Source organism: Thiocapsa sp. (genome assembly GCF_011390875.1).
Classification (GTDB): domain Bacteria; phylum Pseudomonadota; class Gammaproteobacteria; order Chromatiales; family Chromatiaceae; genus Thiocapsa.
The window spans coordinates 1-15,902 of sequence record NZ_JAABRP010000002.1; the positions used below are offsets into that span (position 1 = coordinate 1).

General features: G+C 64.3%; 16 protein-coding genes. 7 read left to right on the forward strand and 9 right to left on the reverse strand.

Features of this window, described 5'->3' with window-relative positions; all coding sequences use genetic code 11:
• From GPT33_RS00240 to GPT33_RS00250, 4 genes are all read right to left on the reverse strand, one after another.
• Positions 1 to 1,093, reverse strand: a 1,093-nt coding sequence (locus tag GPT33_RS00240; protein ID WP_296804705.1) for an HAD-IC family P-type ATPase, incomplete at its 3' end; no start/stop codon positions are given.
• Positions 1,090 to 2,799 (reverse strand): potassium-transporting ATPase subunit KdpA, encoded by a 1,710-nt coding sequence (kdpA, locus tag GPT33_RS00245; protein WP_296804707.1) that lies wholly within the window; start codon positions 2,797 to 2,799, stop codon positions 1,090 to 1,092. The genes kdpA and GPT33_RS00240, both read right to left, overlap by 4 nt.
• A gap of 92 nt (positions 2,800 to 2,891) precedes the next feature.
• The gene (gene kdpF / locus GPT33_RS18840; protein ID WP_363928884.1) at positions 2,892 to 2,972 is read right to left on the reverse strand and encodes a K(+)-transporting ATPase subunit F; all 81 of its coding nucleotides are present in this window, start codon (positions 2,970 to 2,972) and stop codon (positions 2,892 to 2,894) included.
• Positions 2,973 to 3,121: 149 nt separating this feature from the next.
• On the reverse strand, positions 3,122 to 3,643 hold the full coding sequence (locus tag GPT33_RS00250) for a TlpA disulfide reductase family protein (protein ID WP_296804709.1): 522 nt from the start codon (positions 3,641 to 3,643) through the stop codon (positions 3,122 to 3,124).
• 235 nt (positions 3,644 to 3,878) lie between these two features.
• On the opposite strand from GPT33_RS00250, the gene GPT33_RS00255 reads away from it, so the two are divergent.
• A complete protein-coding gene (locus GPT33_RS00255; protein ID WP_296804712.1) occupies positions 3,879 to 5,246 on the forward strand; it encodes a YhjD/YihY/BrkB family envelope integrity protein in 1,368 nt (455 codons plus the stop codon).
• Positions 5,247 to 5,252: 6 nt separating this feature from the next.
• The gene (locus GPT33_RS00260) at positions 5,253 to 7,538 is read left to right on the forward strand and encodes a response regulator (protein ID WP_296804714.1); all 2,286 of its coding nucleotides are present in this window, start codon (positions 5,253 to 5,255) and stop codon (positions 7,536 to 7,538) included.
• A 7-nt stretch (positions 7,539 to 7,545) separates the two neighbouring features.
• Here GPT33_RS00260 and GPT33_RS00265 read toward each other — a convergent pair whose 3' ends face one another.
• From GPT33_RS00265 to GPT33_RS00275, 3 genes are all read right to left on the reverse strand, one after another.
• On the reverse strand, positions 7,546 to 7,926 hold the full coding sequence (locus GPT33_RS00265; RefSeq protein ID WP_296804716.1) for a nuclear transport factor 2 family protein: 381 nt from the start codon (positions 7,924 to 7,926) through the stop codon (positions 7,546 to 7,548).
• 244 nt (positions 7,927 to 8,170) lie between these two features.
• Positions 8,171 to 9,133 carry an alpha-E domain-containing protein gene (locus GPT33_RS00270; RefSeq protein ID WP_296804718.1) on the reverse strand — a complete coding sequence of 321 codons (963 nt, stop codon included), beginning with the start codon at positions 9,131 to 9,133 and terminating at the stop codon, positions 8,171 to 8,173.
• Positions 9,134 to 9,192: 59 nt separating this feature from the next.
• A complete protein-coding gene (locus GPT33_RS00275; protein ID WP_296804720.1) occupies positions 9,193 to 10,650 on the reverse strand; it encodes a circularly permuted type 2 ATP-grasp protein in 1,458 nt (485 codons plus the stop codon).
• A gap of 283 nt (positions 10,651 to 10,933) precedes the next feature.
• Between GPT33_RS00275 and GPT33_RS00280 the strand changes: the two genes are divergently transcribed.
• Positions 10,934 to 11,737 (forward strand): 20S proteasome subunit A/B, encoded by an 804-nt coding sequence (locus tag GPT33_RS00280; protein ID WP_296804722.1) that lies wholly within the window; start codon positions 10,934 to 10,936, stop codon positions 11,735 to 11,737.
• A 5-nt stretch (positions 11,738 to 11,742) separates the two neighbouring features.
• Here the strand turns inward: GPT33_RS00280 and GPT33_RS00285 are convergent, their stop codons facing one another.
• Positions 11,743 to 12,183, reverse strand: a complete 441-nt coding sequence (locus GPT33_RS00285) for an ATP-dependent zinc protease (protein WP_296804757.1) — start codon at positions 12,181 to 12,183, stop codon at positions 11,743 to 11,745.
• A gap of 197 nt (positions 12,184 to 12,380) precedes the next feature.
• Between GPT33_RS00285 and GPT33_RS00290 the strand changes: the two genes are divergently transcribed.
• Positions 12,381 to 13,091 (forward strand): hypothetical protein, encoded by a 711-nt coding sequence (locus tag GPT33_RS00290; RefSeq protein WP_296804725.1) that lies wholly within the window; start codon positions 12,381 to 12,383, stop codon positions 13,089 to 13,091.
• Positions 13,092 to 13,095: 4 nt separating this feature from the next.
• Positions 13,096 to 13,623, forward strand: coding sequence for a nuclease-like protein (locus GPT33_RS00295; protein WP_296804728.1), 528 nt, complete (start codon positions 13,096 to 13,098; stop codon positions 13,621 to 13,623).
• A 16-nt stretch (positions 13,624 to 13,639) separates the two neighbouring features.
• On the opposite strand, the gene msrB is transcribed toward GPT33_RS00295, so the two are convergent.
• On the reverse strand, positions 13,640 to 14,038 hold the full coding sequence (gene msrB, locus GPT33_RS00300) for a peptide-methionine (R)-S-oxide reductase MsrB (protein ID WP_296804758.1): 399 nt from the start codon (positions 14,036 to 14,038) through the stop codon (positions 13,640 to 13,642).
• A 332-nt stretch (positions 14,039 to 14,370) separates the two neighbouring features.
• Here msrB and GPT33_RS00305 point away from each other — a divergent pair, with 332 nt between their 5' ends.
• Positions 14,371 to 14,988, forward strand: a complete 618-nt coding sequence (locus GPT33_RS00305) for a hypothetical protein (RefSeq protein WP_296804730.1) — start codon at positions 14,371 to 14,373, stop codon at positions 14,986 to 14,988.
• The gene (gene asd, locus GPT33_RS00310; protein WP_296804732.1) at positions 14,985 to 15,896 is read left to right on the forward strand and encodes an archaetidylserine decarboxylase; all 912 of its coding nucleotides are present in this window, start codon (positions 14,985 to 14,987) and stop codon (positions 15,894 to 15,896) included. Before GPT33_RS00305 ends, asd begins: the two co-directional genes overlap by 4 nt.
• Positions 15,897 to 15,902: the final 6 nt, after the last annotated feature.

The following is a 15,902-nucleotide window of genomic DNA, read 5'->3' on the forward strand; positions in this document are numbered from 1 at the left end:
ATTTGCCCTCCGGGGTCGGGTCGGCGAGCGAGGCGAGCAGTGCAGCATCGCGCAGCCGTGTCTCGATCGCCTCCCCGACGGGGCGGAAATCCGTGGCATGGCGGTCGCCGTAGGTCACGGTGCCCGTCTTGTCGAGCAGCAGGGTGTCGATGTTGCCCGCGACCTCCACCGCCTTGCCCGATTTGGCGACCAGATTGGCCCGCATCGCCCGGTCCATTCCGGCGATGCCGATCGCCGGAAGCAGCCCGCCGATCGTGGTCGGGATGAGGCACACCAACAGGGCCACCAGGACGGTCGGCGACACCTCCGTGCCGACGAATCGGGCAAAGGGCAGCAGGGTTGCGACCACGATCAGGAAGACCAGGGTCAGGGCCGTCAGCAGCACGGTCAGCGCGATTTCGTTCGGCGTCTTCTGCCGCTTCGCCCCCTCGACCAAGGCGATCATGCGATCGAGCAGGGTCTGCCCGAAGACGGCCGTGACCTCGATCAGGATAGCATCCGAGAGGACCTTGGTCCCGGCGGTTACCCCGCTGTTGTCGGTGCCGGCCTCGCGCAGCACGGGGGCGGACTCGCCGGTGACGGCCGACTCGTTGATGCTCGCCGCACCCTCGACAATCTCGCCGTCCGCCGGGATCAGCTCTCCGGCACGCACCCGGATCCGATCGCCCATGCGCAGATCCCGGGCGGCGACCTGCTCCTCGCGCTCACCCGCGAGTCGGTTGGCGAAGAGGTTGTCTCGAGTGGAGCGCAGGCTGTCGGCCTGGGCACGGCCGCGTGCCTCCGCCAGCGCCTCGGCGGCGTTGGCGAAGAGCAGGGTGAAGAGGAGCGTGGCGGCAATCGCCAGATCGAAGCCGAAGGGACGGCCGCCCAAAAGCGCCTCGCCGGTCAGCCAGAGGGTCACCAGGGTGCCGACCCCGACGACCAGCATGACCGGGTTGCGCGCCAGGGATCGCGGGTCCAGCCGCACGATCGCCTGACCGACGAGCCGAAGAAGGCTACGGCCGGTCAAGGAGGCAAAGCGGGCCCGGGACTTGCGCGATCTGCGCAAGACCGAGGCCATGGTGTCGTCCGGCTGCCGCGACAGGCTGCTCATGGCACGGTCGTCCACTGCTCGGCCAAGGGACCGAGGGCGAGTGCCGGAAAGAAGCTCAAGAGTGCGAACATCAGGATCACCCCCAAAGTGAGGACCGCAAAGGTGGGTGTGGCCACGTCCAGACTGCCCGAGGTGGTCGGCGCGACCCGTTTGCCGGCCATGCCGGCGGCAATCGCGAGCGGTGCCAGGATGGGAATAAAGCGGCCGAGGATCAGGGCGAGGGTACAGCTGAGGTTCCACCAGGGCGTGTCGTCGCCCAAACCTTCGAAGCCCGAGCCGTTGTTCGCATAGGCCGAGGTGTATTCGTAGAGGACCTGGCTCAAACCGTGGAAGCCGGGATTGGATGTCTGCGCCAGGCCGGGGACCCTTACCGCGACCGCGGCCAGGGACAAGATCAGGAGGGGTTGCAACAAGAGCGCGATCGAGATCAGCTTGATCTCCTTCGCCTCGATGGGTCGGCCGAGGAACTCGGGCGATCGCCCCACCATCAAGCTCCCGAGAAAGGCGGCGAGCAGAAGAAACAGCAGATAGTTGATCAGACCGACCCCGACGCCGCCGAAGGTGGCATTGATGAACATGCCCATCAGGGTGGCGAGGCCGCCCGAGGGATTGAACGAATCATGCATGCCGTTGACCGAGCCGTTGGAAGTCTGGGTGGTGAAGCTGCCCCAGAGCGCCGTGGCCGTCGCACCGAAGCGGACCTCTTTGCCCTCGAGGTTCGGCCCCTCCGCGGCGATACCGGCGAAGGCTGCGTTGGGCTGGTTCTCCGACCAGATCGCCAAGCTGCTCAACGACGCCGAGAGCAGAAACATGACCGCGAAGATGGACAGTATCAGGCGTCGTTGTCCGGTCAGATACGCTGCCATAACCAGCAGTGCGACCGGGATGAGCAGGATCGCGACCGTCTCGACGAGGTTGGACACGGGTGTGGGATTCTCCAGCGGCACCGCGCTGTTGGCGCCGTACCAGCCGCCGCCGTTGGTTCCGAGCTGCTTGATCGCCACCATGGGTGCGACGGGTCCGATCGGGATGCGTTGTTCGGCGAGCGCGGCGCTCTCGTCCAGTGGCTTGACCGCACGCGCCCCCTCGAAGCTGCTCGGGACACCCTGCCAGGCAAGCAGCAGCGTCGTCACGAATGCCAGCGGCAGCAGCAGACGCACGATGGTACGCACCAGATCGACATGGAAATGCCCGACCGCGACCTCGCCCGATGCCGTTCTCATCTGTGAACCCTCCGGTTTGAGCAGGGTCCGCAGGATGGCCACCAGCGCCGCGATCCCTGCCGCCGCCGTGATCACCTGCATGGCGACGACGGCGAAGAGCTGCGCGAAATACGACAGCTGCGCTTGACCCGCGTAATGCTGCTGGTTGGTGTTGGTGATGAAGGCGGCCGTGGTGTGCAGCGCCAGGTCCCAGTCCATGCCGGGGATCCCGTCCGGGTTGAGCGGCAGCCAACCTTGCAGCATGAAGATCGCAAATGCGATCAAGGCAATGACAAGATGCAGCGCGAGCAGGGCCTTGCCGTAGGCGGCCCAGCCCATTCGGGCGGCAGGGTCGATTCCCATGGCGCGGTAGAGGATGCGCTCCAGGGGGCCGAATACCCGATCGAGCGGGGTGGGAGTGGACGCATGGATCAACGCAAGGTAGCGCCCCAGCGGTAAAGCCAGGAGCATGACGACGGCGTAGACCAAGAACACCTCGTTCATAGCCGATCCACCCAGTCGATGAAAAGGAAACAGAGCCCGAAAAGGCTCAGGAGCATGAAGACGCCGAGGATCGTCATGATCATCATCCCGGGCTAAAACCGCTCGGGATGGATCAGGGCAAACAGCAGGTAGCCCGCGAGGGCGACGACGATGAGGAGAAGCGCAGTATCCATCGAAGGCCGGTCTCGTTTGAAGATCCGTGGATACGCATTCTAGGAAGGCCGGGCGTCAAGGCGCTATGTGCCCCGGCGGGCGTCGGCGTAAAGTCTTCGTAAAGCCCGGAGGCCGCGGCGTGGAATAAACCGCATTGCCGGTCCGCGGATTAAGGCCCGGTCTTGAGCCCCCGCACCTGATCGAGCAGTGCGGGATCGTCCCATTCGCGCTCGCCGGTCGCGCTGAAGGCGAAGCGACCCTCGGGATCGATGACGAAGGTGGTGGGCAAGCCCTTGACCGGGTAGCTCTGCACGACCTCGGAGTCGACGTCCATCGGGATCGGGAAGTCGACATCCGTCTCGCTCAGGAACCGCTCGATGGTCTCGGCGTCCTCTCCGACGTTGACGGCGATCACCGAGATGCCCTCGTCGGCGAGGTCTTCGTGGGCGCGTTGCATCGAGGGCATCTCGGCGCGACAGGGCGGACACCAGGTCGCCCAGAAGTTGAGGATGACCGGCTTGCCGCGATGATCGAGGAGACGTTGCGGCTCACCGGCCGGCCCTTGGAGGTCGAACGCGGGCGCCTGGATGTCCTTGGACATCGGCGTCAGGGTTTGCGGCTCGTCCGCCGTCACGACGGCGGATGAGGATAGGAGGGCCAAGGCCCCGACGAAGTTGCAGGAAAAACGCATGGGTTTGCTCGTCGATGGGTGAAGGATTGCCGATGACCCGCGCACGGGATCGATGATGACGGGTGTAAAGGGCAGGGGATCATCGACCCCTAAGGACCTCGCAAATGGAGAGGGTGCAAGCAGGCTTCAAGTCGGCGCAGCTGCGTATCGCGGCGACAAGGCGCACCGACCCGATATAATGAAACGACGGCAAGCGGCCGGAAGTGCCGTCCGACTCCTCCCCGAGAGAGCGCACATGAACCACGCCATGCCCGTCTCCGAGCGAATCGACGCACTGCTCTGGAGTCGTCGGCTCGACGAGATGCCGCCCTGGCAAGCCCTCCCGATCTGGCTCGGGCGTTTGATCTATGCGCTGATGCGCGACCTGACCCAAGGCTACCTGTCCCTGCAGGCCATGAGTCTGGTCTATACGACCATCTTGGCGCTGGTGCCCTTGCTGGCGGTCACCTTCTCGGTATTGAAGGGGTTCGGCGTCCACAATCAATTGGAGCCTCTGCTCCTGAAGGTGCTGGCCCCGCTCGGCGAGGGCGGCGTGGAGATCACCACCCAGATCATCGGCTTCGTCGACAACATGCGGGTGGGGGTGCTGGGGTCGGTCGGGCTTGCACTGCTGATCTACACCGTCATTTCGCTGGTCCAGAAGATCGAGCAGGTCTTCAACTTCACCTGGCGCGTCTCCACGCAGCGCTCGTTCGCCCAACGTTTCAGCAAGTATTTGAGCGTTATCCTCGTGGGCCCCGTGCTCTTCTTCTCGGCCGTCGGACTCTCGGCCTCGCTAGGCGGGAACGCCTTCGTTCAGGCGATCATCGAGGCGAAGCCGTTCGGGGATGTCTGGCATGCCTTGGGCCAGCTCGGCCCCTTCATGATGATCTCGCTGACGTTCGCCTTCTTCTACGTCTTTGTCCCCAACACGCGGGTTCACATCCTCTCCGCGGTTGTCGGGGCACTCATCGCCGGGCTGCTCTGGGAGTTCATCGGGGGGCTGTTCGCTTATTTCATGGCCAGCTCGACGCGCCTGATGGCGGTCTATTCGAGTCTGGCGATCCTGATCCTCTTCATGATCTGGATCTACATCGCCTGGTTGATTCTGCTGATCGGCGCAAGCATTGCCTTTTACCACCAACATCCCGAGTATCTGAGGATACGCTCGCGTGATCTGCAGTTGAGCAATCGGCAGCGGGAGCGTCTCGCCTTGATCCTTGCCGGGCAAGTGGCCCTGCGCTACGAGTCCGGCGGGCCGCCTTGGAGCAGCGATGAGCTTGCACGGAACCTCGAGGTTCCCAAAACCAATGCCGAACGGATGTTGGGCGTGCTCGAGGAGTCGGGGTTTCTGATTCGCACTGCCGGCGATTCGCCGACCTTCGTCCCTGCGCGTGCAACCGACGGTATCTCGGTCAAGGCGATGCTCGACGCGGTGCGCTGTTTCGAAGAACGCGAGAGCGGCTGTCGAGGCACCCTTCCGGAGGGCGAGATCGGACGAATCGAGAAGGGTATCGAGCAGGCGATCGACGCGGCGCTCGGCGGCATGACGTTGCGGGACCTCGCTCGCGCACTCGGTACGTCTGTGTCTGCGGCTCCGTTCATCGACTCCGGGCAGGGTTGACCGATCATGTCGCACCCAGGCAACGGTCTGCCGCATAACCCCGCGACGGATGCACTGATCGAAAAGGATCTTACGCGACTGCTGTTCGAGCAGCTTCCCGCCAGTCTCGTCATCACCGGGGCGAATGCCCTGCTCGTGGCAGCCGCGATGAGCCTGGTTTCCTCCCCGGCCGGGGCCTGGATCTGGTTCGCCGCGCTTGTCGTGATCCTGATCGCCCGCGGTCGCCTGATGATGGACTATCGGCGGGCCGGCGAGGCCCGTTCGTCCACCGATTGGCCCCGTCGATTCGCGCTGGGCGCCGCCGCGACGGGGCTCGCCTGGGGCCTCTCGGTCTTCCTGCTCCCCAGCCATGTGTTGACCTATCAGGTCTTTCTCGGCTTCGTCATCTCCGGCATGGTCGCCGGAGCGATCCCGAGCTTGAGCGCCTATCTGGCGGCCTATTTCTTGTACATGCTCGGTGCGCTGGTGCCCTTCGCGCTGCGGATGATCGTGATCGGCGACGAGCTTGCCTATACCTTTCTCGCGCTGATCCTGCTGTTTGCCGTCTTCATGTGGCTCAACGCGCGGCGCTACCATCGCACCCTGCGCCATTCACTCGAGCTGGGACACGTCAATCTCGATCTGATCGACAGTTTAACGCAGGAAAAGGAGCGGATCGCCGCGTTGAATCGGGATCTGGAGCGCGAGATCGAGGAGCGGCGCGCCACCGAGGCGGCCTTGGTGATCGCCAAGGAGCAGGCCGAATCGGCAAGCATCGCCAAGGGTCAGTTCGTCGCCAACATGAGCCACGAGATCCGCACGCCCATGAACGGTGTACTCGGCTTGCTGGAGATGCTCTCGCACGAGCGCCTGAATGCGGAGCAGAAGGGCCTCGTCGATGTGGCGCACACCTCGGCGGAGAGTCTGCTCAATGTCATCAACGACATCCTGGATTTCTCCAAGATCGAGTCCGGGCGACTCGATCTCGAGCGCATCCCCTTCGATCTGCGCCGTCTGGCCGAGGATGTCGCCGGTCTCTTCACGGCGAGCGCGCGCAGCAAACAGATCGAGCTGGTCTGCTTCGTGCCGCCGGGGCTACCCGCCCGTGTGCTGGGCGATCCCCATCGTTTGCGACAGATCCTGACGAACGTCTTGGGCAATGCCGTAAAGTTCTCGCTCTCGGGCGAGGTTGCGCTGCGTGTCGATGTCTGCAGGCAGGAGGCCGAACGCAGCCGATTCTGCTTCGAGATCTCGGACACCGGGATCGGCATGACGCCTGAGCAGCTCGAGCGCCTCTTCAAACCCTTTGTCCAGGCGGACGGCTCCACGACACGGCGTTTCGGAGGGTCCGGTCTCGGCCTCGCCATCAGCAAGGATCTGATCGAGCTGATGGGGGGCGACATCCAGGTCGAGAGCACTTTCGGTCGGGGTTCTCGGTTCCGGATCGAGCTGCCGTTCGATCGTCAACCCGAGATGGCCGAGCCGACCGAGGGCGCAGGGCTCGAGGGTCTGCGGATCCTCTGCGTCGACGACAACGCAACCAACCTGGAGATTCTCGGGCACTATCTTCGCGGCTGGCGTGTGGCCTACGAAGCCGTGCCCGACGGTCCCACGGCGCTCGGGCTGCTCGTCCGTGCACAAGCCGAGGGTCGTCCCTTCGAGGCCGCCGTGCTGGATCTGCAGATGCCCGAGATGGATGGTCTCGCGCTCGCGCGTGCGATCCGCGCGACCCCTGCCATTGCTGCCGTCCGATTGATCTTGTTGACCTCGGGCGGGCGCCCGGAGCCGTTCGGGGAGGCGCCGGATCCGGTTGATCTCGTCCTGAGCAAGCCGGTGCGGCAGGGTCTGCTTCGCGATGCACTCGCGCAGGTTCTCCTCACCGACAGACCGATCCCGGATCAAGGCGAGACAGCGATGCTCGAGCGGCCCTTGAACGGGCGTGTGTTGCTGGCCGAAGACAATCCGGTCAATCAACAGGTCGCGCGCGGGATGCTCATGCGCTTGGGCATCGAGCCGGACCTCGTTCAGAATGGCGCCGAGGCGATCGAGCGACTCGCGAGCGCGTGCTTCGACGCCGTGCTGATGGACATGCAGATGCCGGTACTCGACGGCCTCGGAGCCACTCGGCAATGGCGGGAGCGCGAACATCGTGAAGGCCGTTCACGCATCCCCATCATCGCCATGACGGCCAACGCGATGGCCACGGATCGCGATGCGTGTCTGGAGGCTGGGATGGACGACTATCTCGCCAAACCGGTCAAGCTCGCCGAGTTGCGCGAGACCTTGGCCCGCTGGTTGCCCGTGGCGGAATGAGGGCGGCTCAGGGCGCAGGTTCGTCGTTCGGAAAGAGCTCTCGATAGGGGGAGGCATCGAAGACCGCTTCGATCTTTTGAATCCGACCCTCGTGCACGCGCGACCATTGCGCGGCCTCGACGGCGAGCTTCTCGGAGATCTGGATCCGATAGGTCATGAAATGGCAAATGTCGTTGCCGTCCACAAAGACTTTTCGGATCTCTCTGTCGATGATGATGCCGCTCGACACGGCGGCGTACTGGATGAAGTCATCCGCCCGATCGAACACCGTGATCGGACTGCGATAGCAAAAACCCTGGTCGGCGAGTAAGCCGCGCATCGCCTCGAAATCTCTTGCCGACTGGGCGGCGAGATAGGCATCCACGATCGACAGAGGGTCTGGGGTCACCGTCGGCTCCCGGTTCGGCGAGAAGGAGCCGCCATGTTGCAGGGTTTTCCCCGAGGCGTCCAATCGACTCCCGATGAGGGTCGCGATCCGAAACGATGCAGCGGCACCGCCACCTTGCCGCCGATCGGTTTACGTCGGCACCCTGTCTCCCGTTTTCTGAATCGCGTCTCACCAACCTCCGTATTTTGGTCCAACACCGAACCGATACACCGACCGCGCATCTCGCGCCGGACGCGATTCAGCTTCAGTCCTGCGTTTGCGATTGCGTCTGCGTCTCCGGAGGCGGCGGGAACCAGGTCCGCGCAAGCTCCTCGTGCAGATCGCCGATCCCGACCTGAAGGTCGTCGATAAAGGCATGGAGCTGTTGCTGATTGAGTCGGCGCGGCTCGGTCCCCTCGAGATTGCGCTTGAGCCGTCCCGCCACGCGCAAGGCGGAGTCGTTGCGGGGCAGCTTCGAAAGACTGGTCCGCAGCGCTTCGATGCAATGCACGACCGAGCGCGGGAACGCCTCGTTCTGAAAGAGAAAACGCAACACCGGTCCACGCAGCACGCGAATCTGCTCGCTGCGCCGATAGGCTTGGTAGGCCGTCATGGACTTCAGTACGCTCACCCATTGGATGGTCTCGAAGGGTCGAAGCTCCGTCGCCTCCTCGGGCAGCAGGTTGGCGGAGCGCACGTCGATGATGCGGGTCGTCATGTCCGCACGCTCCAAAAAACGCCCCAGGTGCAGGAAATCGTAACCTTGATCGTGCAACATGGTGCCCGAAAGCAGCCCGTTGATGTTTTGGGCGCCCTGGATCACCCGCTTCAGATAGGCATGTCGACCGCCTTTCGTCATCCCCTTGGGGAGATCCTCGCGGGCGAAGAGATAGATCTCGTTCAGCAGCTCCCAGACCTCGCGCGGCACGAAGTCGCGTATGGTGCGACAGTTCTCGCGAGCCGCCACCAGGGCCGCCAGGATCGACCCCGAATTACGCTCGTCGGCGAGGAGAAACCGCACGACGTTGCGTTCGCTGTAGTCCTTGTAGTGCTCCTCGAAGAGCGCGTTCGCGCCCGTGATGTCCACCAACGGCCGCCAGCCCGGCGCGATGCCCTTGGGCAGGTCGAGTAGGAGATTGGCGTTGACCGTCACGATACGGGCGGTGTTCTCGGCCCGCTCGACATAGCGGGCCATCCAGTAGATGTTTTCTGCAACACGCGAGAGCATGTGTTCCGACCCCTATGCTCGATTGGATTCGCTTCGGTCCCTGCCGACGGCTCGGCCGCTCATTCGTCGGTCTGCGGCGGCTCGGGCACGATCCAGGTGTCTTTGCTGCCCCCGCCCTGGGACGAGTTCACGACTAAGGACCCTTTGCGCATCGCCACACGTGTCAACCCGCCCATCGTGACTTGCTGGCGGTCCGCCGAGAGGATAAAGGGGCGCAGATCCACATGACGCGGCTCGAGCTTTTTGCCGATGATCGTCGGCACGGTCGAGAGCTTCAGCGCCGGCTGGGAAATGTAATTGCGCGGGTCTTTTTTGATCAGCTCGGCGAAGTGCTCGCGCTCGGCCTTGGTCGATGCGGGCCCCACCAGCATGCCGTAGCCGCCGGACTCGTTGGCGGGCTTCACGACCATCCGTTCCATATTCTCCAGGGTATAAGCCAAGGCATCCGGCTCCATACAGCGGTAGGTCGGGACGTTCGGGATGATGGGGTCGGCGTCGAGATAGTAGCGGATCAGCTCGGGCACGAAGGCATAGACGACCTTGTCGTCGGCAACCCCGGCGCCGGGTGCATTGGCCAGGGCGACGTTGCCGGCCTTCCATGCGCGCATGAGTCCGGGCACGCCGAGCGCGGAATCGGGGAGGAAGGCTTCTGGATCGAGAAAGAGGTCGTCGATGCGGCGATAGACGACGTCGACGCGGGCGAGCCCGTCGACGGTGCGCATGTAGACGCAGTCGTCCTTGTCGACGAACAGATCACGTCCTTCCACCAGCTCGCAACCCATCTGCTGTGCCAGATAGGAGTGCTCGAAATAGGCCGAGTTGTAGATGCCCGGGGTCAGCACGACCACCGCGGGATAGTCCGCCGGGCGCGGCGAGAGGGCCGCCAGAGTGTCGAAGAGCTCCGAGGGATAATCGTCGACCGGCAGAGGCGCATAGTGCTCGAACAGCTCGGGCAGCACCCGTTTGGTGACCAGGCGGTTCTCCAGCATATAGGAGACGCCCGAGGGGACACGCAGGTTGTCCTCCAGGACATAGAGGATCCCGTCGGCGTCGCGCACCAGATCCGAGCCGCAGATATGCGCCCAGATCCCCAAGGGCGGGTCGACGCCGACGCACTGCGGGCGGAAGTTCACCGATTTGGCGAGGACCTCGGCCGGGAAGACGCCGTCTTTGATGACTTTTTGGTCGTGGTAGAGATCGTCGATGAAGAGGTTCAGGGCCTGCACGCGCTGGCGCAGCCCGGCATCGACACGCTCCCACTCCGACTGAGCAATAATGCGTGGAATGATGTCGAACGGCCAGGTCCGATCGATGGCGCCGCCTTCCTCGGAATACACGGTGAAGGTAATGCCCATCTCCTTGATCGAGACATCGGCTGCTTCCTGGCGGGCCACCAGCTCCTCGGGGCCAAGCGCCTCGAGATCGGCGAGCAAACCGGCGATTGCCCGATTCCCGTTGCCGGCGACCAACTCGTCGAAGAAACCCTCGGAGGGGTAGGCATTCCAATCGATACTCATGGTTCTCACTCGCAGAGCAGGTGTCGGGGATGGCTCGGCCGGAATGATTTACGACGGCGATCCATCGAAGACCGACCTCGAAACCTCCTGCTCGGAGTATGCTGGACAAGGGCAACGACGTCCATCCGCTTGCGCGGTGACGAGGCCGTCGTCCAGCCTTTACGTCGCGGGAGTCGCGCGCAGACTCGTCGCCCGCATCGGTCCGACATGCACGCGAGCGATCGCTCGAACGCCGCCAATCCGAGCAAGACCACCTGCGCATTGCCACGAAGATACGATCACCATGACCTACTGCCTCGGACTCGCCCTCGACGAGGGTCTCGTAATGGCTGCCGACTCCCGCACCAACGCCGGCGTCGACTATGTCACTACGTTCAGCAAGCTCCACGTCTTCCAACCTGCCGCGGACCGGATCTTTATCCTGATGTCCGCGGGCAACCTCGCGACCACGCAGGAGGTGCTGAACCGCATCCGACGTGACCTCGACCAACCGCGCGACGCGGGGCCCATCACGGACCCCCACCGCGAGCGGTCGCGGATTGACTTGCTGAGCGCGCGCTATCTCTTCGAAGCGGCGGATTATGTCGGGCGGGTCAGTGTCGGGGTGCAGCGCGACCATGCCCCTGCACTGCATCAAAGCGGCGTGAGCGCGGAGACCACCCTCATCCTAGGGGGGCAGATCGCCGATCAGCCGCATGGTGTCTACCTGATCTATCCCCAGGGCAATTATTTCGCGGCTTCGCCTCAGACCCCCTACCTGCAGATCGGCGAGACCAAATACGGTAAACCCGCGCTGGATCGCATCGCCAAGCCGGACCTGTCGCTCGAGAACGGGGCGCGTCTGTGCGTGGTCTCCTTGGATGCGACCTCGCGCTCGAACGTGACGGTCGGCCCGCCGTTCGAGGTCGCCATCTATGCCAAGGACAGTCTGACCCTGACCCACCGACTCAAGCTCACCGCCGACTCCCCAGCACTACGTGCGCTTTCGTGCAGTTGGAACGAGGGCATCCGCAGCGTCTTCGACCAACTGCCCCGTTTCGACTGGGAGGCGATGGGTGAGGCGCCGTCGCCGCGGAAACCGATCTGATGGCGTCAGGCGTAGTGCTCCCGGGGTCGCGCCACCCGCCCGGTGAGAAAGGAGCGTGCCGGATCGACCCGAGCGCGACCGGCGAGCGCCGTGCGACCGAGCAGCATGCGAAACAGCATGGTTTCGCGATTGGTCAGGGTCATTTCGATCGGCCAATCCTGGCCGCCCAGCGCGAGCCGTGTACGGATCACGTAGCGGTCCTCGCGATGACCGCCCGAGTCGGTAACCCGCCGTTGGTCGAGCACCAATGCCTCGGAGTGGATCACGACATCGGTGCGCTTCTGCAGCGGATGGACGCCGAAGCGGACATAGTGCTGCCCGCCTCGGCGGAAGCCGTCGACATAGAAGGCATGCAGGGTGGAGGTGCGCGCCCCCGTGTCGATTTTGGCCTTCACGAGGCCCAACCCCAGCTCCGGCAGGGCGATCCACTCGCGCCAGCCCAGCATCAAGGTCTCCGGAGCCTCGCCGGGGGTCACGACCACGCCTCGACAGCGGCTTGCAACTGCACGATTCTCACCTCTCCCCCCGCATCGATTGCCCTCAATCATCGGCCGTCGATGTTATCAGAGCCGCGACTCGACCGGGGGCTGTTAGACTCGACAACGATTCGGACGAGCTCGCCCATCGCATTTCGGAGGCATCCATGCGCAGAATATTCCAGTCGACCCTCCTGCTCTTTCTCGCTTTGGCGCTGGCACGCGGCGCCGTCGCCGATGAGGGCACGGCCAAGATCCTCGCGCCCTGGGAGGCGAACGGTCAGCTCTTTCAGATCGCCGTGGATAAGCTACAGTTCATCGGCACGTTCGAGGGTGTCATGTATATCGAGCACGGAGACGGGCTGCTGGATGCCGCGCTCTTCACATGTCCATCGACCCAGATCATCCACGTCCTGAGCAACCAGCTAAACGGGCAGGGCTACTGCACCATTGAAAGCCCCACCGGCGACTATGTGTATGCGGAATTCACCTGCAACGGCGAGCCCGGTTCCTGCACAGGCCAATTTACGCTCACCGGCGGAACGGGTCGCCTCGCGGGGATCACCGGAAAGAGCGACATGATCGTGCGTACGGCCCTCAGCGGAACCGCCATCAACGAGGCGACCGGCGGGACGGTGTCGGCGGCGAAGGGGCTCGCGATCTGGCCGGAGATGCGCTTCGAGTTTCCCGGCAAGAGCGCGAAGGCCGGCATGCTCGGCACCGGTGCCGGTGCAAACGGAGGGGAAATGATTCCGGACATGCTGACTCCCGAGGATCCGGGCAGCACGGCCGATCCCGAGGCATCTGCAGAGGGGGCAGCCTCCGGGGACTCGCCCGCGAACGGGTCCGCGCAAGACAATCGGGCGAGCGACCGCTAACCGGATGGCCCGCCGAGCCTTACCGAGCAGACGACGGGGGATCGACCCGCTCTCGGGCGCCGCCTTCGCGGGCGCACTTGTAGCGTTGCTCCTCGGCGCCCCGGCCTTCGCGGCCGGACCCCGCGAGATCGTCGGAATCGCCATCGTCGAAGACGACGGCACGCTCTCAATCAAGGGGCAGACGATCGAGCTCTACGGGATCTACCTTCCGCAGACCGAGCGCCAGTGCCGTCGCTGGGAGCGCCCCGTCCGCTGTGCGTCGCGCAGCACACTTGCGCTCGACTTCCGCGTCAGGGGATTCGTGACCTGCGAGCCGCGTGGTCGATCCGAGGCCGGACGGATCCAAGCCATCTGCCACGTCGATCGTACCGGGCTGAGCCCGGGCGAGGACTTGGCCGCCTATCTCATCCAGCGCGGCTGGGCGCTCGCACTCCCGGGAGCGCCGTTCGAGTATCACGCCATGGAGCGTATCGCCCGTACGAAGCAGCTCGGCGTCTGGGGCACAGCCGTGGACGCCATCGGCCCGCGCTGATGCGGCGAGGACACGATCAGGCTTCGGGCTCGAACGCCAAGGCCACCGAATTGATGCAGTATCTGAGCCCCGTCGGTCTCGGCCCGTCGGGAAAGACATGCCCGAGATGGGCGCCGCAACTGTTGCAGATGACCTCGGTGCGGCGCATGCCGTAACTGACGTCCTCCTCGGTCGCCACGGCGTCCGGCGCGGTCGGCTGCCAAAAGCTCGGCCAGCCCGAGCCGGAATCGAATTTCTCGCTCGCCTCGAACAGAGGCTCGTCGCAGCAGACGCAGCGGTAGAGACCCGGCGCCTTGGAGTCGTGATACTGCCCGGTGAAGGCCGGTTCGGTGCCCTTCTCCCGACAGACACGGTATTGCTCCGGTGTCAGGGTTTCGCGCCATTCGAGATCGGTCTTCTCGACCTTGTGACCCATAGTGACCTCCCGTGATTCGGTTTCGACGATCCGCGTGAAGATCGGATTGATCATCGGCGGCATTGGCTTGAGCCTCGGGCGAGACGACCCGTATACTGGTCACAACTTCGGGTCCGAATCGTGATGACTCGCGACCCCGACCGCGACTCGGATTCGATCCCTTCTTATGATGCAGTTATCCGTAACGCCCCGCGCGGAGGTAATGGGGTCGCATCGCCGCGATGTCCACTCGCTGCCGTGCCGATCCGCACGATGCGACCCGCGCCGTTCCCCGACAGACGCCCGTTCCACCGACGCCGCTCCGGCGTGTGCACCAGAGGCGTTTACCTGAGATGTTTCTCCGGAACCGACGCCCCCTCTGGGTTCGCCTGGTCCTGATGCTCGGTGCCATCTCGCTGTTCGTCCTGGCCTACCAATGGGGTAATCAGTACCAGCGCCGCAGCGATACGCCTCCGGTGATCGCCGGGTTGCTGCTCCGTCCGCCCTCTAACCTGCCGGATTTCGAGCTCCGGGAGGCCCTCGGAAGTCCGTTCGGCCAAAAGGACCTGTCGCAAGGCTGGACCCTGCTCGCCTTCGGGGACCTGTCGCGGGCCTCGGGCCAACTCGCCGTCCAGCGTTTGATCGATGTCTACAACCGGGTGGCCGACGAGCGCGCCTTGCGCAAACAACTTCGCCTCGTGCTCGTCACCACGGGGACTGATTCCAGCCTTCACCGGGATTTCGCCGGTCTCATGCCCGCGTTGAAGATCCTCGGCGGCGATGCCGAGCAGATCGAGCGTCTCCGCGCCGACATCGGCCTCGGCGCCGCGGATACGCCGGCGATCTTCGTCGTTGCGCCGGGGGGATACCTACTTGCCTTTCTTCCCGAGACCGAAGACGGCGCACGGATGGCCGAGGATCTGAAGGCCATCCACGCCGGCTCGGATCTCTTGTTGCCGGAGACACCATGACGGAATCAGTCCGGGGCGTGGGGGCGCGGCTCTTCGTCGCCCTTCAGCATGTCCTTCCCCAGCACCTGTTGTCGGCCATCATGTATCGTCTGGCGCGTGTCCGATGGCGTCCGCTCAAAGATCTGTTGATCGCGACCTTCCTACGCATCTACAAGATCGATATGACCGAGGCAGCGGAGCCGAATGCGAAGGCCTATGTGCACTTCAACGCCTTTTTTACCCGCGCGCTGGGACCCGAAGCGCGGCCACTCGATCCGGACCTGCGGGCGCTCGTGAGCCCCGTCGACGGCACGATCAGTCAGAGCGGGCGCATCTCCGCAGGTTGCCTGATACAAGCGAAAGGTCGTGATTATACGGTCGAGGATCTCCTCGGAGGCGACACCGAGCGGGCAAGGGCCTTCAGCGGCGGTACCTTTGCAACCATTTATTTGGCGCCGAGTGATTACCACCGGATCCACATGCCGCTCGGCGGTGATCTCACCTGGATGCACCACATTCCGGGACGGTTGTTCAGCGTGAACAACATCACCGCGGACCTGGTGCCTCGGCTGTTCGCACGCAACGAGCGGGTGGCGTGCCGATTCGAGACCGATGTCGGCGCGATGGCGATGGTCCTGGTCGGGGCCATCTTCGTCGGCGGGATCGAGACCGTTTGGGCCGGCGAGGTGACGCCTGCACGAGGCGGGGATCGGTCCTCGAATGCGGGCGCCGGTCCCGGTGACGGAGTCGGATCGGTCCGGCTCGAGCGCGGCGCCGAGATGGGCCGCTTCAATCTGGGCTCCACCGTCATCCTGCTCTTCGAGCCCGGTCGGGTGCGGTTGGACGAGACGCTTGCGCCGGGCAGCAAGATTCAGCTCGGGCAGCGGCTCGGCCGCCCTGCGGCGGCGTCCGAGCACGTCGAGTCCTGACGCGAG

What these genes read in the sequence shown, in the direction of transcription:
- GPT33_RS00290 (WP_296804725.1), top strand. Translation starts at nt 12,381, where the DNA reads ATGCGCAGAATATTCCAGTCGACCCTCCTGCTCTTTCTCGCTTTGGCG.
- asd (WP_296804732.1), top strand. Translation starts at nt 14,985, where the DNA reads ATGACGGAATCAGTCCGGGGCGTGGGGGCGCGGCTCTTCGTCGCCCTT.
- GPT33_RS00255 (WP_296804712.1), top strand. Translation starts at nt 3,879, where the DNA reads ATGAACCACGCCATGCCCGTCTCCGAGCGAATCGACGCACTGCTCTGG.
- kdpA (WP_296804707.1), bottom strand. Translation starts at nt 2,799, where the DNA reads ATGAACGAGGTGTTCTTGGTCTACGCCGTCGTCATGCTCCTGGCTTTA.
- GPT33_RS00305 (WP_296804730.1), top strand. Translation starts at nt 14,371, where the DNA reads ATGTTTCTCCGGAACCGACGCCCCCTCTGGGTTCGCCTGGTCCTGATG.
- GPT33_RS00280 (WP_296804722.1), top strand. Translation starts at nt 10,934, where the DNA reads ATGACCTACTGCCTCGGACTCGCCCTCGACGAGGGTCTCGTAATGGCT.
- kdpF (WP_363928884.1), bottom strand. Translation starts at nt 2,972, where the DNA reads ATGGATACTGCGCTTCTCCTCATCGTCGTCGCCCTCGCGGGCTACCTG.
- GPT33_RS00250 (WP_296804709.1), bottom strand. Translation starts at nt 3,643, where the DNA reads ATGCGTTTTTCCTGCAACTTCGTCGGGGCCTTGGCCCTCCTATCCTCA.
- GPT33_RS00285 (WP_296804757.1), bottom strand. Translation starts at nt 12,183, where the DNA reads ATGCTGGGCTGGCGCGAGTGGATCGCCCTGCCGGAGCTGGGGTTGGGC.
- GPT33_RS00275 (WP_296804720.1), bottom strand. Translation starts at nt 10,650, where the DNA reads ATGAGTATCGATTGGAATGCCTACCCCTCCGAGGGTTTCTTCGACGAG.
- msrB (WP_296804758.1), bottom strand. Translation starts at nt 14,038, where the DNA reads ATGGGTCACAAGGTCGAGAAGACCGATCTCGAATGGCGCGAAACCCTG.
- GPT33_RS00260 (WP_296804714.1), top strand. Translation starts at nt 5,253, where the DNA reads ATGTCGCACCCAGGCAACGGTCTGCCGCATAACCCCGCGACGGATGCA.
- GPT33_RS00295 (WP_296804728.1), top strand. Translation starts at nt 13,096, where the DNA reads ATGGCCCGCCGAGCCTTACCGAGCAGACGACGGGGGATCGACCCGCTC.
- GPT33_RS00270 (WP_296804718.1), bottom strand. Translation starts at nt 9,133, where the DNA reads ATGCTCTCGCGTGTTGCAGAAAACATCTACTGGATGGCCCGCTATGTC.